The sequence below is a fragment of the Nocardioides sp. Z30_9 genome, from assembly GCF_058215735.1.
Genome location: NZ_JBZAJF010000002.1, coordinates 1354360 through 1374623, shown reverse-complemented (window position 1 = coordinate 1374623; position 20264 = coordinate 1354360). Strand labels below are relative to the sequence as shown.

Annotated in this window: 16 protein-coding genes and 2 tRNA genes; 3 read left to right on the top strand and 15 right to left on the bottom strand. The window is 73.0% G+C overall.

What is annotated here, in order from left to right; all coding sequences use genetic code 11:
- Positions 1-16: 16 nt before the first annotated feature.
- The 9 genes from AC4BGB_RS17315 to AC4BGB_RS17275 all read right to left on the bottom strand — a co-directional run bounded on the left by AC4BGB_RS17315 (position 17) and on the right by AC4BGB_RS17275 (position 7104).
- Positions 17-508 (bottom strand): methylated-DNA--[protein]-cysteine S-methyltransferase, encoded by a 492-nt coding sequence (locus tag AC4BGB_RS17315; protein ID WP_490548167.1) that lies wholly within the window; start codon positions 506-508, stop codon positions 17-19.
- Positions 509-525: 17 nt separating this feature from the next.
- Positions 526-2016 (bottom strand): AlkA N-terminal domain-containing protein, encoded by a 1491-nt coding sequence (locus tag AC4BGB_RS17310; protein ID WP_490548165.1) that lies wholly within the window; start codon positions 2014-2016, stop codon positions 526-528.
- A 58-nt stretch (positions 2017-2074) separates the two neighbouring features.
- A complete protein-coding gene (locus AC4BGB_RS17305) occupies positions 2075-2311 on the bottom strand; it encodes a hypothetical protein (RefSeq protein ID WP_490548164.1) in 237 nt (78 codons plus the stop codon).
- 96 nt (positions 2312-2407) lie between these two features.
- Positions 2408-3277 (bottom strand): sigma-70 family RNA polymerase sigma factor, encoded by an 870-nt coding sequence (locus AC4BGB_RS17300; RefSeq protein WP_490548163.1) that lies wholly within the window; start codon positions 3275-3277, stop codon positions 2408-2410.
- A gap of 117 nt (positions 3278-3394) precedes the next feature.
- Positions 3395-3470: transfer RNA gene (locus AC4BGB_RS17295), tRNA-Glu, on the bottom strand.
- A gap of 69 nt (positions 3471-3539) precedes the next feature.
- Positions 3540-3611: transfer RNA gene (locus AC4BGB_RS17290), tRNA-Gln, on the bottom strand.
- Positions 3612-3716: 105 nt separating this feature from the next.
- The gene (locus AC4BGB_RS17285) at positions 3717-4793 is read right to left on the bottom strand and encodes a CPBP family intramembrane glutamic endopeptidase (RefSeq protein WP_490548162.1); all 1077 of its coding nucleotides are present in this window, start codon (positions 4791-4793) and stop codon (positions 3717-3719) included.
- A complete protein-coding gene (gltX, locus tag AC4BGB_RS17280; RefSeq protein ID WP_490548161.1) occupies positions 4793-6310 on the bottom strand; it encodes a glutamate--tRNA ligase in 1518 nt (505 codons plus the stop codon). The genes AC4BGB_RS17285 and gltX overlap by 1 nt, the downstream gene beginning before the upstream one ends.
- Positions 6307-7104 carry a fumarylacetoacetate hydrolase family protein gene (locus tag AC4BGB_RS17275; RefSeq protein WP_490548160.1) on the bottom strand — a complete coding sequence of 266 codons (798 nt, stop codon included), beginning with the start codon at positions 7102-7104 and terminating at the stop codon, positions 6307-6309. The genes gltX and AC4BGB_RS17275 overlap by 4 nt, the downstream gene beginning before the upstream one ends.
- A gap of 51 nt (positions 7105-7155) precedes the next feature.
- Between AC4BGB_RS17275 and AC4BGB_RS17270 the strand changes: the two genes are divergently transcribed.
- Genes AC4BGB_RS17270 through AC4BGB_RS17260 form a run of 3 tightly spaced genes read left to right on the top strand, consistent with a single transcriptional unit; the run spans position 7156 to position 11964 of the window.
- Positions 7156-7647, top strand: a complete 492-nt coding sequence (locus AC4BGB_RS17270; protein WP_490548159.1) for an MmcQ/YjbR family DNA-binding protein — start codon at positions 7156-7158, stop codon at positions 7645-7647.
- A gap of 2 nt (positions 7648-7649) precedes the next feature.
- Entirely contained in the window at positions 7650-8564 is a 915-nt protein-coding gene (locus AC4BGB_RS17265) for a 3-methyladenine DNA glycosylase (protein WP_490548158.1), read from the top strand.
- 46 nt (positions 8565-8610) lie between these two features.
- Complete coding sequence (locus AC4BGB_RS17260; RefSeq protein ID WP_490548157.1) at positions 8611-11964, top strand: ATP-binding protein; 3354 nt, start codon at positions 8611-8613, stop codon at positions 11962-11964.
- 19 nt (positions 11965-11983) lie between these two features.
- On the opposite strand, the gene AC4BGB_RS17255 is transcribed toward AC4BGB_RS17260, so the two are convergent.
- The 6 genes from AC4BGB_RS17255 to AC4BGB_RS17230 all read right to left on the bottom strand — a co-directional run bounded on the left by AC4BGB_RS17255 (position 11984) and on the right by AC4BGB_RS17230 (position 20004).
- Positions 11984-12700: a hemerythrin domain-containing protein gene (locus tag AC4BGB_RS17255; RefSeq protein ID WP_490548156.1), complete on the bottom strand. Its 717-nt coding sequence runs from the start codon at positions 12698-12700 to the stop codon at positions 11984-11986.
- A gap of 126 nt (positions 12701-12826) precedes the next feature.
- A complete protein-coding gene (locus AC4BGB_RS17250) occupies positions 12827-14218 on the bottom strand; it encodes an amidase (RefSeq protein WP_490548155.1) in 1392 nt (463 codons plus the stop codon).
- A 45-nt stretch (positions 14219-14263) separates the two neighbouring features.
- Positions 14264-15835, bottom strand: coding sequence for a citramalate synthase (gene cimA, locus AC4BGB_RS17245; protein ID WP_490548154.1), 1572 nt, complete (start codon positions 15833-15835; stop codon positions 14264-14266).
- A gap of 217 nt (positions 15836-16052) precedes the next feature.
- Positions 16053-17093, bottom strand: coding sequence for a matrixin family metalloprotease (locus AC4BGB_RS17240; RefSeq protein WP_490548153.1), 1041 nt, complete (start codon positions 17091-17093; stop codon positions 16053-16055).
- 123 nt (positions 17094-17216) lie between these two features.
- Complete coding sequence (locus AC4BGB_RS17235) at positions 17217-18899, bottom strand: protein kinase domain-containing protein (protein WP_490548152.1); 1683 nt, start codon at positions 18897-18899, stop codon at positions 17217-17219.
- Between the two features lie 22 nt (positions 18900-18921).
- On the bottom strand, positions 18922-20004 hold the full coding sequence (locus AC4BGB_RS17230; protein WP_490548150.1) for a branched-chain amino acid aminotransferase: 1083 nt from the start codon (positions 20002-20004) through the stop codon (positions 18922-18924).
- Positions 20005-20264 lie beyond the last annotated feature (260 nt).

The following is a 20264-nucleotide window of genomic DNA, read 5'->3' as shown; positions in this document are numbered from 1 at the left end:
GCTCAGAACAGGCCGCTCAGAACAGGGCGTCCTGCTCCAGCTCCAGCAGCAGCTGCTTGCGCGGGATTCCCCCGGCGTAGCCGGTGAGCATCCCGTTCGCCCCGATCACCCGGTGGCACGGCACCACGATCGGCACGGGGTTGCGGCCGTTGGCCAGCCCCACCGCCCGCGACGCGGCGTTGGTCATCCCGAGCCGGCGGGCGATCTCGCCGTACGACGCAGTCTCGCCGTACCCGATGAGGCGCAGCTGCTCCCACACCCGGTGCTGGAAGTCGCTGCCCCGGGGGGCCAGCGGCAGGTCGAACTGCTTCAGGTCCCGGGCGAAGTACGCCGCCAGCTGCTCCACCACGCTGAGGAGCAACGGGTCGTCGTCCACCCGCTCACCGATGGGCAGCCCCACCGGCGACGCCTGGAACGGCGTGTACTCGATCGCCGCGATCGCCCCGTCCCGGGCCACGATCCGCAGGTCGCCGACCGGGGATCTCGTCACGGTCCACATCGTCGTCATCTCCAGCTCCCTCGTCCTCACCCTATGTCCGCCTCTCTCGTTGGTCGCAGGTCCCCGAGCACGACCGACCACAGCCGCATCAGCGCGTAGGAGCGCCACGGCCGCCAGCCCTCGCTGCGGCTCACCACGTCCGACAGCCCGAGCCGGCGGGCGGCGTTGCGCACGCCGACGTCGGTGGGCAGGAACGCGTCCGGGTCGCCGAGCGCGCGCATGGAGACGTAGTCGGCCGTCCAGGGGCCGATGCCTCGCAGCGCCAGCAGGGCTGCCCGGGTCCCGTCCCGGTCGGCGCTGCGGTCGAGCCGCACCTCACCGCGCTCCAGCGCGGCGGCGAGACCGGTGAGCGCCCGGGCGCGGGAGCGGGGCATCCGCAGCGCGGCCGGGTCCTCGGGGTCGATCGCGGCGAGCCGCGCGGCCGTCGGGAACAGGTGCGTCACCTCGTGGTCGCCGTCGAGACCCAGCGGGTCGCCGTGCTCCTCGACGAGGCGCCGCGTTGCGGTGCGGGCGGAGGCGAGGCTGACCTGCTGTCCCAGCACCGTCTGCACCGCGAGCTCGGCACCGTCGGGGTGCCCGGGGACGCGCAGTCCAGGTTGCGCCGCCACGAGCGCCGCGAGCACCGGGTCCTCGGCCAGGGCCTCGTCGACCGCACCCGGGTCGCAGTCGGCGTCGAGCACGCGTCGGGTGCGCTCCATCGCCGGTGCGAGGTCGCGGGCATCGGCCAGGGTGAACGTGCAGGGCACCTGTCCCGGCGTCGCCTCCCCGAAGTGGACCCGGGCCACCCCGGGGCCGTGCGGGAGCCGCAGCGCGCGTTCGTACCAGCCCGGCCCGGTGGCCTCGAGCCCCGGCACGGCGTGGACCGCGAGGAAGAAGTGCAGGGCGTCGCCGGCGAACGGCTCGCGGACGGCTATCCGCGTGCGGATCGCGCCGGCGCTGCTCCCGTGGCGCCGGGAGGCTGCTCCTTGCCGCAGCCGCGTGGGCGAGGCGGCGTACACCTCGCGGACGGTGTCGTTGAACTGCCGCACGCTCGCGAAGCCGGCCGCGAACGCGATCTCGGAGAACTGCAGCTCGGTGGTCTCGATCAGCACCCGCGCGGTCTGGGCGCGACGCGACCGGGCCAGTGCCAGCGGGCCGGCGCCGAACTCGCGGGTGACCAGCCGGTTGAGCTGCCGGGTGGAGTACCCGAGGGCACCGGCCAGGCCCTCCACCCCCTCCCGCTCGACGACGCCGTCGGAGACCAGGCGCATCGCCCGCGAGGCCACGTCCGCCGCGACGTCCCACTCCGGGGACCCGGGGGTGGCGTCGGGCAGGCACCTGCGGCAGGCCCGGAACCCGGCACCCTGGGCGCTGGCCGCGGTGCGGTGGAAGGACACGTTGCCCCGCCGCGGGGTGGTCGCTGGACAGGACGGACGGCAGTAGATGCCGGTGGTGTGCACCGCGGTGTAGAAGATCCCGTCGAAGCGACGGTCACGTCCCTTCACCGCGCGGTAGCAGGCGTCCTGGTCGAGCTCCATGCCTCCAGTCTGCGCGCCCGGGGACCTCGGTGCTAGCGGGATTCGGACGCAGGTGTGATCAGGTCTCGGGCAGGGCGGCGAAGGCCGCCTTGGCGTCGTTGTACCACCCCAGCGACTTCTTCGGGTGCCGCCAGCGGGACTTCATGGCGTCGCGTGCTTCCTGGTGGGAGGCGTCGCCGGCCTTCTCCGCCTCCTTGAGGTGCTTGTCCTGGGCCGCAATCACGTCGTCGGCCGTCTCTCCGTGGTGGCCCAGCTCGCAGGGGCCGCCCAGCTGGCGACAGGTCATGGTCTTCATCTCAGTTCATCTCCGGTTCTTCCTGGGTGTGCTCTCACTCCTACGACGATCGCGACGGCGCAGGTGTGACCGAGAAGCTGAACGGCGAGACGACCTTCACCGCGGGTCCCCTGCCCTGCGCTTGCGGACCTGCGTGAGCAGGTCCTGGTCGGCGCGGAAGTCGATCCGGCGTACCCGTCCCCCGGCCACTGCGAAGTCGAAGGCCACCCGGGCCACGCCGCGGTCGAACCAGGCCGCCCCGGGCCGGTCACCGAGGAAGACCGGCAGCGCGGACTGCGCCGCTCCGTTGAAGAACGTGGCCACCTCGCGCCGGCCCTCCACCAGGGCCGGGGTCCCGAGCAGCACCGCGGCCTCGTCGCCGACGACGACGACGTCGGGTGCGAGCAGCTCGAGCAGGCGCGAGAAGTCACCCCGGCGGGCCGCGTCCATGAACGCGTCCACCACGGCCCAGTCGGCGAGCTGGTCCTCGGCCGACGGCTGGACCACCTTGGCGCGCGCCCGCGAGGCGAGCTTGCGTGCGGCCACGGGGGTGGTCTCGAGCACGGCCGCGATCGTGAGGAACTCGAAGCCGAAGCTGTCGTGGAGCACGAACGCCACCCGCTCCTGCGGCGAGAGCCGGTCGAGCACCACCTGCAACGCCACCCCGACCGTGTCGGCCAGGGCGACCTCGTCGGCGGGGTCGGCGGAGCCGGCATGGTCGGCCTCGGGACTGCCCTGGAGCTCGGTCTCCAGGTCGGCGTGCGGCACGGGCGAACGTGACCGAAGGCGGTCCAGGCACAGCCGGGTGGTCACCGTGGTCAGCCAGGCCGGCAGGTTCTCAATCACGGTCTCGGTGCCGTGCAGGCGCAACCACGCCTGCTGCACCACGTCCTGCGCCTCGGCCGGGTCGCCGAGCACCTTCGAGGCAAGGCCCTGCAGCCGCGGCCGCTCGGCCTCGAAGGCCCGCGTCTGGTCGTCCTCGTCCATGGTGCCCACCACCTTTTCCCAAGTCGCGCTCGAGAGGAAGACGTACGGCGGGACCCGGATGTGACAGGAACGACGAAGGGTCCTGCCCAGCTCTTGGCTGGTCAGGACCCTTCGTGTTGGTACCCCCGACGGGATTCGAACCCGCGCTACCGCCTTGAGAGGGCGGCGTGCTAGGCCACTACACAACGGGGGCCTGGCGATCTTGCTGAGAACCGACGAGACTCTATCGTTCGCTAACTTGTGAACCAAATCGTCGTGTTCGCTGGGGTACTAGGACTCGAACCTAGACTAACTGGACCAGAACCAGTCGGGCTGCCAATTACCCCATACCCCATGGGTTCGGCTCGCCCAGATCACCGGGCGAACCGAGGCACAAACATACACACACGCCCGGGCCCGCCACCAATCGGGGCGGTGTGACGTTGTCGTCTCCCCGCGTTCACGCGGCCTGCGGCTGGGTGCCGGGCACCGCGGGCGGTGCGGTCTTGTTGCGCAGCCCCATGCTGCGCGCCACGAGCAGCACCAGGACGAGGTAGACGCCGTTCTGGACGATGGTCACGGGTGTCTGCCACCAGGACACCTCCGAGACCGTCAGGGCCCCCTGGAGGTCGCCGAAGAAGATCGCGATGGCGAACGCCAGCAGGTTGTTGAAGATGTGCAGTGCGATCCCCGCCTCGAGCCCGCCGACCAGGATCACGGTGGCGCCGGCCATCAGGCCGAACGCGAACCGGTCGAAGAACAGCGGGGCGTTCTGGGCGCCGTGCGCCAGCGCGAACAGCGCGGAGGTGGCCAGGAGCGCGAACCCGACCGCCATCCGCACGGCCGCCTGCCGGCTCAGGCCGAACGTCTCCGCGATCCCGTGGGCCAGGGAGCCGAACGCCTGCATCAGGTAGCCGCGGAAGGCGTACTCCTCACCGAGCGCCTGCAACGGAGTCGTGAGCAGGATCACGATGCCGGTGGCCACCAGCCGGCCGGTGATCTCGTTGGGCTCACCGCTGACGCCGCTGGTGTTGTCCGGCAGCAGTGTGCTGAACAACACGGAGGCGATCAGCGCCACCACGGACAGACCGAGGCAGGCGAAGAAGAATCCCCAGCGCATGCCGGGCATCACCGAGGACAGCCAGCGGGGCCGCAACCGGTGCAGGTAGCGGACGACCAGCATCGCCACCAGGGTCAGCGAGGCCAGGCTGAGGTTCAGGTAGAGCATCGAGGCCGGGGTGACCGAGGTGAGGCTGGCGGAGTCGAAGAAGCGATCCGCGAACGGCCCCGAGCCGCCCTCGACCGCGACTCCGAGCGCCAGGATCGGCATCAGCACGATCGGCATCAGGATCATCCCGCCCACGGCCAGGACCAGGATGCCGACGACCGGCCTCCACCAGGCGTAGTCCCAGGTGCGCAGCATCAGCGGGTACAGGCGCGGCTCCGGGTGCGGGTGCGCGATCTCGCGCTGGCTCCACTGCCGGGGAGCAGGTCCGTAGCCCGGCGCGGGGGGCTGCGGCGGGGGCGGGAAGGCCATCAGGCCTGCTCCCTCGCCACGTCCGCGGCGGCGCGAGGAGCGGCGTCGAGCCGAGCCAGCGACTGCTCCCTGCCGAGCAGCTCGAGCGACTCGAACAGGGGCGGGGAGACCCGGCGTCCGGTGACCGCGACCCGCACGGGGCCGAACGCGTTGCGCGGCTTGAGGCCGAGCTCCTCGACCAGCTTGGCGCGCAGGGCCTCGTCGATGGCGGCGGTGTTCCACTCGGGGATCGCGGCAAGGGCATCGCGTGCCGCCGCCACCACCCGGAGCCCGTCCTCGGTGAGCACCTTGGCCACGTCGGTCTCGTCGTAGACGACCTCGTCGAGGAACAGGAACGCCAGCATGTCCGCGCCCTCGCCCAGGGTGCCCACGCGCTCGTGGATCAGCACGCAGCCCTCGCTGATCTTGAGGCTCTCCTCCGGGGTCGGCGGGTCCTCGACCAGGTCGGCCTCGCGCAGGAACGGCAGCAGCCGCTCCTCGAGCTCCTCGAGGGGCAGCAGCCGCATGTGCGCGGCGTTGATGGCCTCGAGCTTCTTGAGGTCGAACCGGGCGGGGTTGGGGTTCACCCGCCGGATGTCGAAGGCCTGCGCCATCTCCTCCATCGTGAACACGTCGCGGTCCTCCGCGATCCCCCACCCGAGCAGCGCCAGGTAGTTCAGCAGCCCGGCCGGGAGGAAGCCGCGTTCGATGTACTCGCTCAGTCCTGAGCCGGCGTCGCGCTTGGAGAGTCGCTTGTTGCCCTCCCCCATCACGATCGGCAGGTGGCCGAAGCGCGGGGAGCCGGTGCCGATGCCCAGCGCCTGCAGGGCCGCGTAGACCGCGATCTGCCGCGGCGTCGAGGACAGCAGGTCCTCGCCGCGCAGCACGTGGGTGATCCCCATCAGCGCGTCGTCGACCGGGTTGACCAGCGTGTAGAGCGGGTCGCCGTTGGCGCGCACGATCGCGAAGTCGGGCACGTGCTCGGGCAGGAAGGTCACCTCGCCGCGGACGAGGTCGTCGAAGACGATCGGGCCGTCGGGGATCCGGATCCGGACGACGTGGGTGCGTCCCTCGGCCTCGAACGCGCGGCGCTGCTCGTCGCTGAGGTCACGGCAGTGGCCGTCGTACCCCTGCACCTTGGAGCCGGAGGCCTTGCGGCGCGCGTCGACCTCCTCGGTGGTGCAGAAGCAGTCGTACGCCGCGCCGGACCCACGCAGCTTCGCGACGATGTCGCGGTAGATGTCGAACCGCTCCGACTGCTTGTAGGGGCCGAACTCGCCACCCACCCCGGGGCCTTCGTCGTAGTCGATGCCGAGCCAGGCGAGCGAGTCGATCACCGAGGCGTAGCCCTCGGGGGTGTTGCGCGCGAGGTCGGTGTCCTCGATGCGGAGCACCAGCGTGCCGCCGTAGTGACGTGCGAACGCCCAGTTGAACAGGGCCGAGCGCACGTTGCCGACGTGCAGGTTGCCGGTCGGCGAGGGTGGGAACCGCACCCGGACCTGCTCGGGGGCGAGGCTGCCCAGGACTGGATCTGTCATCGTGAGACCACCTTGTTGCTCAGATTGCCGATGCCCTGGATCGAGATCTCGACCTCGTCACCGGGGTTCATGGGACCGACGCCCTCGGGGGTGCCGGTGAGGATCACATCGCCCGGGAGCAGCGTCATCACGCTGGACACGTGGGCGATCAGGGTGGGGACGTCGAAGATCAGGTCGGAGGTGCGTCCGTCCTGCTTCAGGTCCCCGTTGAGGAAGGTCTGCACCCGCAGGTCGCTCACGTCGAGCTCGGTCTCGATCCAGGGACCGAGCGGGCAGAACGAGTCGAAGCCCTTGGCGCGGGTGAACTGGCCGTCCTTCTTCTGCAGGTCGCGCGCGGTCACGTCGTTGCCCACGGTGTAGCCGTGGACGACGTCGGCGTACTTCTCCTTCGGCACGTCGCGGCAGATCCGGCCGATCACGACGGCGAGCTCACCCTCGAAGTGCACGTTCTCGCTCTGCCGCGGGTAGAACACCGGGTCGCCGGGGCCGACGACGCTCGTGTTCGGCTTGATGAACATCAGCGGCTCGTCGGGGACCTCGCCACCCATCTCCGCGGCGTGGGCCGCGTAGTTGCGCCCGATGCCGACCACCTTGCTCCGCGGGAGCACCGGCGAGAGCAGCCGGGCGTCGCTGAGTCGGACCACCTCGTCGGTGGGCTGGAGGCCGACGTAGAGCGGGTCGCCCTGCAGCGGCGTGATCACCGACTCCTCGTCGGGGATGCCGAAGTCGTCGATGTCTCCGGTCACGATGCCGAAACGTGGGTCGTCACCTGTGGTGAACCTGGCGATGCGCATCCACCGAGCCTATCGACCGGTCGGCGCCGCGGACGCATCAGCGTGCCGGCTGTGGAGATCCCCGGTCCGGCCGGTGCCGCCGGCACCGCCACGGAGACCGGGATGTCGGCGCGGACGCCTAGGTTGGGGTTCATGGTGCGTGGACGTCCCGAGCCCGATCCCGCGCTCGTCGCGCGGGTCGCGGAGCTCGCGATGCGCCTGCCCGGCGCCCACGAGGAGGACGCCTGGACGGGTGTCCGCTGGCGGGTCCGGCAGCGGACGTTCGCCCACGTCGTGGCGCTGCACCACGCGGATGCCGCCGATCGGCTCGGGGTCACCGACGGTCGCCCGGTGACGGTGGTGACCCTGCGCAGCATCGGCGAGGAGCGGGCTGCGCTGGCGGCGATCGGGCCGCCGTACCTCTCGTCCTGGGGAGACGAGGTGGTCGCCGTCGTGCTCGACGAGGCCACCGACTGGCGCGAGGTCGGCGAGCTGGTGACCGAGAGCTACCGCCTGCTCGCGCCGGCCGGACTCGTCCGGGAGCTCGACGAACCGGCCACCTAGGGTTGGGTCCCGTGGAGATCCTCGACGAGCAGACCTGGCGCGCGCGTGCCCGCGCGCACGGGGCCCGCGTCGACACCTGGATCCAGCCCCACCTCGAGCGCAGGCAGCGCGGCGAGAAGCACCCCGTCCACGACTTCCTGTTCACCTACTACTCCCAGCGCCCGGCGGCCCTGCGCCGCTGGCACCCGGGTTGGGGCGTGACGCTCGTCGACGGAGCGGAGTACGCCGGGCTGAAGGGCTACCAGAGCCGGATAGTCCGAGACGTTTCCGTCGTTGCGGCGACCGAATCACGACGGGAACGTCTCGGACTATCCGTCTCGGTGGACCATCTCGAGTCGCAGCTCCCCGTCATCGAGTCGATCCACCGGTTGCTGGTCGCGACCGCCGGTCGGCCGCCCACCCTGGGCTGCTTCGGGCTGCACGAGTGGGCGATGGTGCACCGGACCGACGAGGTGCGCCACGACTGGCCGCTCCGGCTGGGCGGAGCCGCCACCGACCGCGTCGTGGAGACCAGCAGGATCACCTGCTCCCACTTCGACGCGTTCCGCTTCTTCACCGACACCGCCCGGCCGCTGAACACCCTGCAGCCCGGGCACGAGGACCGCGCCTCCTTCGAGCAGCCGGGCTGCCTGCACGCGGGGATGGACCTCTACAAGCACGCGTTCCGGCTCACTCCCCTGATCGCCTCGGAGCTGGTCGCCGACTGCTTCGCGCTGGCGTGGGAGATCCGCGAGCTGGACATGCGCGCCTCGCCGTACGACTTCGCCGGGCTCGGCTTCACCCCGGTGCCGATCGAGACGCCCGAGGGCCGCCAGGAGTACGTCGCCGCGCAGCGCGGCTTCGCCGAGCGCGGAGCCCCGCTTCGCCAGCGGCTCGTCGAGGAGTGTGAGCGGCTGCTGGCCGCTGTCCCGGTCTGAGCCGCGACACCTGCCGCGGACGGCTCCGCGCAAATAGCATGCCTGCGTGCAGGTACGCGTACTGGGAGCGGTGGAGGTCCGGCTCGAGGAGCTGGACGTCGACCTCGGAACCCGCAAGCAGCGGGCCCTGCTGTCGGCGCTGGCGTTGCACGCGGGCCGCACGGTCCCGGTGGACACGCTCGTGGACCTGGTCTGGGGCGAGCGGCCGCCGGAGGCGGTGACCGCGGCGCTGCAGTCCTACATCGCCCGTCTGCGCCGGGTACTCGAGCCCGACCGGGCGCCCCGGGCGCCGTCGCAGGTGCTGGTGACCCGGCCGGGCGGCTACGCCCTGCAGGTGCTCGACGGCACCCTCGACGCGGCGTGGTTCGAGGCCGAGGTCTCCGAGGTGCACCGTCGCGTCGGCGCCCTCTCCGCGACGCCGGGCGGCCTGGACCGGGTCCGCGCGGAGGAGCTGCACGAGCTCGCCCGCCGGCTGCGGGCGGCGCTGGACCTGTGGCGGGGCGAGCCGTACGCCGAGCTCGAGGACGCCCCCGCGGTGCAGGCCCAGCGGGCCCGGCTCGAGGAGCTGCGCCTGGTCGCCCTGGAGGACCGGGCCGTGATCGAGCTCGCCACCGGGCAGCACGCGACCGCGGCGGCGGAGCTCGAGTCGCTGGTCCAGGCCCATCCGCTCCGGGAACGGCTCTGGGGGCTGCGGGCCCTGGCGCTGACCCGGTCGGGACGCCAGGCCGACGCCCTCGACGCGCTTCGGCAGGTCCGGACCCTGCTCGCCGAGGAGCTCGGGCTGGAGCCGGGCGCCGAGCTCCGGGAGCTGCAGGCCGCCGTGCTCCGCCAGGACCCCTCGCTCGACTGGGTCGGCCGGCTCGCCGAGCCCGAGCCACAACCCGGACCCCACCCCGACCCGCCGCTCGACGACGCGGCTGCCTCGTCCGAGGAGGCTGCGTGGCCCCTGGTCGGCCGCGACCAGCAGCTCGCCGGCCTCGTCGAGCTCCTCGGCCAGGCCCGGGAAGGACGACCCCGGTTCGCCGTGCTCACCGGCGAGCCCGGCATCGGCAAGAGCCGGCTGTGCGACGCCCTCTCCGACCAGGCCCGGGAGGCAGGTGCCCGCGTGCTCGTCGGCCGGTGCTCCCAGGACGAGGGCGCCCCGCCGCTGTGGCCGTGGGCCGCGATCCTGCGCGGGCTCGGCGAGCAGCTGCCCTCCGAGGTGGCGGCCGGCAGCGAGGACTCCGCCGGCCAGTTCCGCGCCTGGGAGGAGATCGTCGACGCCGTACGGCGGGCGGCCGGCGACCTGCCGCTGCTGCTGGTCCTCGACGACCTGCACTGGGCGGACGCCTCGACGCTGCGGGTGCTGCGCCTGCTCGTGGAGACCGCCCGGGTCGAGCGCCTGATGGTGGTGACCACCTGGCGCGACCAGCCGGCACCGACCGGGGCCCTCGCGGAGGTCGCCGAGGTGCTCGCCCGCCGCCACGCCTGGCGTACGACGCTGACCGGGCTCGACGCCGAGGACGCCGGCCGCGTCGTCGCCTCCGTCGCGGACCTCACGCCGTCCGGTGCGCAGGCGGAGGCGCTGTGGCGGCGTACGGAGGGCAACCCGTTCTTCCTGGTGGAGTGTGCCCGGCTCGCCCACGACCGCGGCGACCTCGCCTCGCTGCTCACCGAGGCCGATCCCCCGGCTGCGGTGCAGGACGTGCTGCTCCGCCGGGTGGGCTCCCTGCCCGAGGACACCGCCCACGCGCTGCGGACCGCGAGCGTCGCCGGGCGCCAATTCGACGTGGCCACGTTGGCGCTGGTGCTGGACCGCGACGAGGAGAGCACCCTGGACGCGCTCGAGCCCGCGCTGGCCGCCGGCCTGCTGCGCGAGGACGGCGTCGACCGGTTCCGGTTCGCGCACGCGCTCGTCCGCGACACCCTCTACGGCTCGGTCTCGAGATCCCGGGCCGCCCGGTCGCACGCCCGGTTCGCGCAGGCACTGCGGGACCGGCCGGAGCGCGAGAGCGAGGTGGCCCGGCACTGGCTGGCCGCCGGTCCCGCCCACGCCGCGCAGGCGTGGCGAGCGTGCGTGGACGCGGCCCGGCGCGCCCACCGGGTGTTCGCCTACGAGGAGGCCGCCTCCCTGCTCCACGACGCCGTCGACGTCTTCGCCTCCGACCCGGACGCGTCCCGCCTCGAGCTGCACGACCTCCTCGTCGCCTACGCCCGCGCGCTCCAGCTCTCCGGCAACTGGCTCGAGCTCAGGCCGACCGTGCACCGGGCGATCCAGGCCGCGCACGAGCTCGACGACCTCGACCGGCTGGTCCACGCGGCCACCATGTCCCTGGACGGTGCTCTGTGGCAGGCCTCCACCCAGGGCGTGGTCGACCCGCTGGTCGTCGGTGCGCTGCGGGACGCGCTCGACCGGCTGCCTCCCGGCGACGGCGACGCGCGCTGCCGGGTGATGATCGCACTGGCCGGCGAGATCTACTACGCCGCGACCCCGCAGGAGCGGGAGTCCCTGGCCGAGGACGCGGTGGCGATGTCGCAGCGCCTCGGCGAACCCCGCCTGCGGCTGTGGTGCTGCCTGACTGCGGCGACCACGATCTGGCGCGGCGCCAACGCCGAGCGCCGCCACCAGCTCCTCGACGAGGCGTGCGCCCTGGCCCGCGAGCTCGACGACCAGGCCGCACTCTCCACGGCCCTGACCCTGCGGGTCGTCGCGGACTGCGAGCTGGGCCGCCTCGAGCTCATGGACGCCGGGGTGCGCGAGGCGCGCGCCCAGGCCGAGCGGCAGCGCCACTTCTACGCCGAGCTGGTCCTGGACGGCCTGGAGATCCCGTGGCTGGCGCTGCGGGGCGACTTCGCCGGCGCCGACGAGCGGCTCGACCACCTCGCCGGCCTCCGCGAGCGGGTGCAGCACGCGATGTACGACCACACGGTGGCGGGGTCGCTGGCGATGAAGCTGATGTGGACCGGTGACTACGAGCAGCTGGCGCAGATCTTGACCCTGATCGACCAGAACAGTCCCCTGCCCGTGCAGACGTTCGTCTCCGCGATCCTGTGCCGGATGGGCCGCTTCGACGAGGCCAGGGACTACCTCTCCACCAGCGAGGGCGAGCACCACCTCGACACGTGGTTCTCGCCGCTGATGTGGGCGATGTCGGCGGAGTCCGGGCTCCATCTCCGGGAGCCCGGACTCGCGGCCCCGGCGTACACCCACCTGGCCGAGCTGGCCGGCCGGCCCGCCAGCACCGGGTCCGTCGCGGCCATCGGGCCCGTGGACGCGTTCCTGGCGATGGCCGCCGAGGCGACCGGGCGGCGAGAGCTCGCCACCCGGCACGCCGAGGACGCGCTGCGCCTGTGCGAGCGTTGGGAGATCCCGGTCTTCGCCGCGTGGTTCGCCGAGGTCCGGGCGGCCCACGGGTTCTGAGCCGACCCGGCTCGAGGGGTCAGGCGGCCCCGGAGAGGTGCCGGGTCGCCCGGGCCTCGAGGCGCTCGAACCGGCCCCGGGTCAACCGGAGCAGCAGCGCGAACGGGAAGCCGAACTCGGCCAGGACGCCGCGGAGCTCGGCCTCGGGCATCTGGTGGGCGACCCAGGGCAGCATCCTGAGCAGCGCGGAGAGGCTCTGGCCCTTGGTGAAGTTCTCCTTGGCCATGTCGTCCCACTGCTGCTGGGTGAGGTGCTTCTGCACCATCGTCATCGCGTCGGTCTCCTCGTGGCGCAGGTGCGCGGCGAGGCAGTCCCGGGCTGCGGCCAGGCTGTCCGCGAGCCGGCGTACGACGTCCTCGTCGCTGGTGCTCACCACCTCCTCGAACCCGGCCGCGCACTCGGCCAGGATCGGGTCGATCAGCGCGTGCTCGGCCTCCATGTCGGCGAGGGTGGCCCGCTCGCCGGGGTCGGCGTACTCCAGCAGGAGGGGCCACAGCCCGGCGTCCTCGCCGGAGTGGTGGTGGTGCAGGTTGGCGCTGAACAGCTGCCAGCGCTCGGCCAGCGCGCGCCAGGCATCGCGGTCCTCCAGCGGCGTCACCGGGGCCGCGTCGGCGAACATCGCGAGGTCGCGGCGGAACGCGAAGTGCATCACGTACATCATCCGCACGTCGACGGGGCCGGGCGGCGCCGCCTCCTGGCGCGGCAGCAGGTACTGGTCGGGATGGGCGGTAGCCATGTCCATCGTGGTCCTCTCGGTCAGCACGCTCCCTGCGCGCTCTGGGAGCACCTTGCGCCGCGCCGCTTGAGGGTCACTTGCGGCTGACTTGCACCGGCCACCGGTCGGTCGACCCGGTCCGGGCGCTCACCACCCGGGCGGGGTGCGGTCGCGCCAGGGCATGGCCGCCTCGACCTGCGCGGAGAGGGACAGCAGCGTCGCCTCGTCACCGGGGCGGGTCGCGAGCATCACCCCGACCGGCAGTCCGTCGGGGGTCTGGTGGGTGGGCAGCGAGATCGCCGGGCTGCCGGTGACGTTCCACATCGAGGTGTACGGCGTGAACCGCTTCTGCGCCTCGAAGTCGCCCGCCGGGTCCTCGTCGTCGCGGATCGCCCCGACGGGCAGGGGCGGGACCGCGAGGGTCGGGGTGAGCACCGCGTCGTACGCCGAGACCGCGGCCAGCGTGCCCGCGGCGACCCGGCGCAGCTCCCCGATCGCGAGCCCGAACTCGGGGCCGCTCACCTCCGTGCCGCGGCCGGCGAGCCAGCGGGTCAACGGGCGCAGGCTCGCCCGGGCCTCCTGCGGCAGGTTGACCACCGAGAGCGCGGTGAGCACGGCCCAGCAGGTCTCGAAGACCGGCACCGCGGCCCGCGGCAGCGGCACGCCGATGTCGACGACCTCGTGCCCGGCCGACTCGAGCAGCCGGCTCGCGTCCTCCCACGCCGCGAGGCACTCCGCGTCCACCGCGGTGTCCGCGATCACCGGCGCGCTGAACCGGGCGATCCGCAACCGGCCCGGCTCGCGGTCGCACGCCGCCAGGAACGACTCGGTTCCCTCGGGTGCCCAGAACGGGTCCCCCACCGCGCGGCCGGCCATCACGTCGAGCAGCGCGGCGGCGTCGCGGACGGTGCGGGCCAGCGACCCGTTGGTGGCCAGGCCGACGGGGTCGCCGTACATCGGCGCTCCGGAGATCCGCCCCCGCGTGGGCTTGAGGCCGACGATCCCGCAGCAGCTCGCGGGGATCCGGACCGAGCCGCCGCCGTCGGAGCCCTGGGCCAGCGGCACCAGTCCGCCGGACACCGCGGCCGCCGCACCGCCGCTGGAGCCGCCCGCCATCCGGGTGGTGTCCCACGGGGTCACCGCCGGGGGCGCCCCCTCGGGCTCGGTGTAGCAGGGCGAGCCGAACTCCGGTGTGCTCGTCTTGCCCAGGCTGACCAGTCCCGCGGCCTCGATCCGCCGGACCACCTCGTCGTCGAAGTCGGGGACGTGGTCGGCGAAGATCGGTGAGCCGAAGCTGCTGCGGACCCCGTTGGTGGCGTTGAGGTCCTTGATCGCAGTGGGTACGCCGGCCAGCGGACCGTCCCCGACGGGGCGCGCGGACCGTGCCCGGTCGGCGGTGACGGTCACGAAGGCGCCCAGCCGCTCGGAGTGCTTCTCGATGCGGGCGAGGTGGTGCTCGACCAGCTCCGCCGTGGAGGTCTCCCCCGCCCGGATCGCGGCGCCCTGCTCCAGTGCAGTGAGGTCGTGCAGCTCGGTCATGGCCGCGACGCTACCGCCCTGCGGCGCAGTGCCCAGGCGTCCGGCTCAGGCGCCGTGGCGCCGCAGGCCGAAGGTGAGGCTGTCGCGCAGCGCCCGCCAGGACGCCTCGATCACGTTGGGCCCGACGCCGACCGTGACCCACGACCCGACCCCGTCCGTGGTCTCGATCAGGACCCGGGTGATCGCGTCGGTGCCGTGGCCCTGGTCGAGGATGCGCACCTTGTAGTCGATCAGCTCGAACTTCACCACCTCTGGGTAGAGCTGCTCGATCGCCTGCCGCAGCGCGTGGTCCAGTGCGTTGACCGGGCCGTTGCCCTCGCCGGTGGTGACGATCCGGGCGCCGCCGGCGCGCAGCTTCACCGTGGCCTCGGAGACCGCCTCGTCGCCGGGGCGGGTCTCGGTGATCACCCGCCACGACTCGGTGTCGAAGTACGACGGACGGGCGCCCTCGACCTCCTCGACCAGGAGCAGCTCGAAGGACGCGTCCGCGGCCTCGAAGGTGTAGCCGCGGGCCTCCAGCTCCTTGACCCGGGCGGTCACCCGCTTGACCAGCTCGGGGTCGAGCTCGAAGCCCAGCTCGCGGCCCTTGAGCTCGATCGAGGCGCGCCCGGCCATGTCCGAGACGAGCAGTCTCATGTCGTTGCCGACCCCCGCGGGGTCCATGTGCTGGTAGAGGTCCGGGTCGACCTTGATCGCGCTGGCGTGCAGGCCGGCCTTGTGCGCGAACGCGGACGTCCCGACGTAGGGCTGCCGCGACGCCGGCGGGAAGTTGGTCACGTCGGCGACGGTGTGCGCGATCCGGGTGGCCTCGCGCAGCATCCCCTCGGGCAGGACCTGCCGGCCCAGCTTGAGCTCGAGGTTCGCCACGACGGTGACGAGGTCGGCGTTGCCGGTGCGCTCGCCGTACCCGTTGAGGGTGCCCTGCACGTGCGTGGCCCCCGCTCCCACCGCGGCGAGGCTGTTCGCGACCGCGCAGCCGGTGTCGTTGTGGCAGTGGATCCCGACCCGGACCCCGGTGGTCTCGACGACGTCGCCGACCACGTCGGCGACCCATTCGGGCAGCATCCCGCCGTTGGTGTCGCACAGCGCGGCGACGTCGGCGCCCGCCTCGGCGGCCGTCCGCAGGACCTCGAGCGCGTAGGCCCGGTTGGCCCGGTAGCCGTCGAAGAAGTGCTCGGCGTCGAGGAAGACCCGCTGGCCCTCGGCGCGCAGGTGGGACACCGTGTCGCGCACCATCGCGAGGTTCTCCTCGAGCGTCGTACGCAGGGCGAGCTCGACGTGGCGGTCGTGGGACTTCGCCACCAGCGTCACCACGCCGGCGCCGGAGTCACGCAGCGCGGCGACCAGCGGGTCGTCGGCCGCCCTGGTCCCGGCCCGGCGGGTGGCGCCGAACGCCGCCAGCTCCGCGTGCTGGAGGTCGAGCTCGGTGCGGGCCCGCCGGAAGAACTCGGTGTCCTTGGGGTTCGAGCCGGGCCAGCCGCCCTCGATGAACCCCACGCCCAGCCGGTCGATCTGTCGCGCGATCGCCAGCTTGTCGGCCACCGAGAGGTTGAGGCCCTCCTGCTGCGCGCCGTCGCGCAGGGTGGTGTCGTAGACGTGGAACAGGTCGCTGGTCATGGTGGTGGCCTTCTCGTGGGGCAGTTGCTGGTGAGCTCGTGCCGGCACCCGGAACGCAAAAGACCTCCTGTGGGGAACAGGAGGTCGGCGCGGCGGGTCCTGGCTGGTCCAGGAGCCGTCGCGCTAGGCGATGATGATGCGGTGCAGCACGCGGCCGAGTCTGCCACATGCTCTCCGGGGGCCCCGGCCCTGCGGGCACCCCGGTGACCGGACCGGCTCAGCGGACCATCATCCGGTTGACCGCGGCGCGGCCGGCGCCGTACCGGTTGACCAGCTGCACCCGGTAGCAGGTGGAACCGGTCGCCTCCGCGCGCGGGTCCCGCCACACCCCGGCAGCGGCGGAGGCGTACGTCGTGCTGGCGTTCGGCGGGACGGCGCCGCAACGCTCGGCGGTCCAGGACCGGATCAGGACCCGGGTGCCCCAGGGGATCGAGGCGGGGCGCGCCCAGGTCACGGTGACGGGGGTGTGGGCTCCCCCGGTGACGGCGACCCGGGCCAGCGGCGCGGGCAGTGGGTCGATCGGGCAGTAGCCGTTGGGGGCCCAGGCACGGCCGCCGTAGATCCTCACGAACCGGCCGACCAGGGCACCGTCGATCGTGCGGCACTTGTAGAAGCCGGGCATGCTCGCCGGCAGCACCCCGCAACCGTCCACGTCGAGCACCGGGGACATCAGCGAGCACGGGGCGGAGGTGTGCTCGAAGCCGAGCACGTGACCGAGCTCGTGGGCGAAGATCCCCATCACCTGCACCCGGCTGTAGGCGTCCAGCGAGCTGACGCGGTTGTAGGTGGAGCTGAGCTGGACCCTGGCGCGCTTGGTCCGGCCGACGGTCGCCATCCCCGCGGCGCCGCCGATGTTGGCCATCGAGATCCGCAGCTTGGCCTTGCGGGGCTTGGCCGCGCGGACGAACTTGATGCCGCCGCCGCTGGCGTTCCACTTCGCGATCGCGGTGGACAGGCTCCAGTCCCACTTCGCGGGGACCGACTCGGTGTAGAGGATCCTGCGGCCGTTCCAGGCGAACGGCGCGCGGCGGGCGCGGCCGGCGGCGTGGGCGTGGGCGGTGTCCCCGTGGAAGCTCAGGGTGCGGCGCTCCTTGGCCGGCTTCGCGGGCTTGGCGGCGGGCTTCGCGGCCGCGGCGGCCTTGGTCACCACGGCGCTGGCCGGCGTCACGGCCACGACAGCGGGAGCCGCGACGAGCGCGAGCACCAGCGCCACCAGCAGGGCTGCTGGTCGCATCGACGAGGACTTCTGGGTGGGCACGTGCCAATAGTGCGACAAGCGCGCTACCGGCCCAATAGTACCGATTTTGCGCACTAGACCAGGGTGAGAATGTTCGAGTCGTTCCTTGTGCAGCGGCCCGAATGCTGCTGTAGGGCGGCTCGCTCAGCCCCAGGGCGCGGCCAGGGATGGCGCCCAGTTGGGGCCGTCACCGAGCAGCAGGCCGACCAGTACGGCGGTCCCGAGCAGGCACGCCCCCGCGACGACCCAGCCGCCGAACTCCGAGCGGCTCGTGCGTCGCACCAGACCGCGGGTCGTCTCGCGCACCCGGCCCGAGCCCGGTCCCCACCACAGGGCGGGCGCGAACCCGATGCCGGCGAGGAGCAGCCCCACCGCCGCGGGCTGACCGAAGAGGTAGCCGAGGGAGAGCATCGCCAGTGCGGTCAGTCCGGCCCCGGCGATCAGCGACACCGTCCCGAAGGAGGCGAGCAGCAGGTAGCCCGGGGTGGACACGGCAGTCGTCGGGACGTCGTACCAGCGCGGCCGGCCACGGATCAGCCGTCGCCGTCCGTGCCGCTGGCGCGCCACCGAGGCGGTGCGCAGGCCCAGCACCACGAGGGTCACCAGCGCCGTACCGAGATAGGGGGCGTAGGCCACCAGGGCACCGCTCAGGGCGCCGAGCCCCACCAGCTGCAGCAGCTGCTGGGGACGGCTGCTCTCGCGCGGCGTCGGGGCGAGCCAGGGTGCGGGACCCGGTTGGACCTGTTCCCGGAACTGGTCGCGACCCTGGTCGCGGGCCGGCGGCGAGACCGGAGCCGGCTCGGTGACCGCCTCCGAGGGCTGCGCGGGCACCGGAACCACGGGTGACGGGGCTGCGGGCGGGTCTGCGGGTGCCGGGTCCGGGGGCAGCACCCGGGTCGCGGGCGCAGGATCCGCCGCCGGCGACGCCGGACCGGCCGGTGCGGCCCGTGCAGCCGGCGCGAACGGCATCGTCCACAGCTCGGGGGCGGGGGCGGGACGCGCGGCCATGCGCGCGACGTGCTGGAGCTCGCGCACCGTCGAGCGCAGCTCGGCGACCGTCGGCCGCTGCAGGGGCTCGGGTGAGAGGCCGGCGCGGAGCAGCTCGGCGATCGGGTCGGGCACCCCCTGCAGGTTGTGCTCGCCGCGCCGTACCCGGTCCATCACCGCCATCGCCGGGCCGGTGCCGTACGGCGGCCGGCCGGTGGCCGCGTAGGCGACGGTCGCCGCCCACGCGTGCACGTCCGCGGCGGGAGTGGCCTCGTCGCCGTAGAGGATCTCGGGAGCGAGGTAGCCGGGCGTGCCGAGCAGCCACCCGGCCTGGGTGAACCGCGCGTCGTCGGCCAGGCGGGCGAGGCCGAAGTCGATCAGGACCGGGGAGCGACCCTCCATCAGCACGTTGGTGGGCTTCACGTCGCGGTGCAGCACGCCCACCCGGTGGACCGCCTCCAGCGCCTCGGCCAGCCCGTCGGCGAAGTGCAGCAGGTCGGCGCCCTCGACCGGCCCCTCCTCCACCACGTGGTGGTAGAGCGAGAGCCCCGGCACGTAGCGGGTGACCACGAAGGGCACCGGGCCGTGCGGGTCGGCGTCGAGGATCTCCGCGATCCGCGGGCTGATGATCCGGCGCAGCGAGCTGACCTCCCTGGCCAGCCGCCCACGGGCCTCCACGTCGCCGACCACGTGGGGTCGCAGCACCTTGAGCGCCACCCGGCGGCCGTCCGGCGCCAGGGCGAGGTGGACCACACCCATCCCGCCCTCGCCGATCAGTGCCAGCAGTCGGTAGTCGCCGACGCGCGCCTGTTCGGGCGGGGGCGTGGGCAGGTTCGTCACCGGCCCAACGGTAGTCGGGCCATCAGCAGACCCGGTGCATCCACCCGAACGCGTCGTCGGCGCGGCCGTACTGGATGTCGACCAGGTCCTGGCGGATCTCCTTGGTCAGCGGGCCGGCCTCGGTGGAGCCGCCGACCTCGCCGCCGGCCCACTTCAAGGTGCCGACGGGGGTGACCACCGCAGCGGTGCCGCAGGCGAAGACCTCGGTGATCTCGCCGCTCGCGACGCCCTCGCGCCACTCGTCGATCGAGAACTTCCGCTCCTCGACCCGGTAGCCCTTCTTCGTGGCCAGGTCGATGATCGCGGAGCGGGTGATCCCCTCCAGGATGGTCCCGGTCTCGGGGGTGACGATGTGCCCGTCCTTGAAGACGAAGTACATGTTCATCCCGCCGAGCTCCTCGACGTACTTGCCCTCGGCGACGTCGAGGAAGACCACCTGGTCGCAGCCGTGACCGATCGCCTCCTGCTGCGCCACCAGGGAGCTGGCGTAGTTGCCGCCCGTCTTCGCCGCACCCATGCCACCGCGCCCGGCGCGGGTGTACTCCTCGGTCAGCCACAGCCTGAGCGGGGTGAGCCCGCCCGTGAAGTAGGACCCCGCAGGCGACGCGATCACCATGAACGTGGCGTGCTGGGCCGGCCGCACCCCGAGGAACACCTCCGAGGCGATCATGAACGGGCGCAGGTAGAGGCTCTTCTCCCCCTCCGGCGACGGGACCCAGCGGTGGTCCACCCGCACCAGGGCGTCGACCGCCTGCACGAAGTCCTCGGGGTCCAGGACCGGGAGCGCCAGCCGCTGCGAGGACCGCGCCATCCGCTTCGCGTTCTCCTCGGGCCGGAAGGTCCAGATCGACCCGTCCGCGTGCCGGTAGGCCTTCATCCCCTCGAAGATCTCCTGCGCGTAGTGCAGCACCGCGGAGGCCGGGTCGATGCTCAGCGGCCCGTACTTCGTGATCCGGGCGTCGTGCCACCCCTGCTCGCTCGTCCACTCGAGGCTGAGCATGTGGTCGGTGAAGTAGGTGCCGAACCCGGGGTCGGCGAGGATCTCGGCGACCTCGGAGTCGTTGCGCGGTGCGTCCGAGACGGTGGTGGTGATGTCGAGCGTCATAAGGGCACGCTATCTCTCGTCGATGTGGGTTTCGGAGTCACTCTCGGTGGCGCAACGGGGCCGGAACCACCACGGGGTCGGCTCCGGTCGTGCCGCCCAGCACCCCCTCAGTCGCTTGGCGGCCCGCGTCGCTCGGACTTCCCTGCCGTTCCCGGCCTGGTCTTCTCGCGCCGCGCGTCGCTTTTACGCTCCCTGTCGGGGGCCCTGGCCGTCCCGCCCGGAGCCGGGTTCGGCGGGTCCGGCACCGGGCCGCCGGGGCC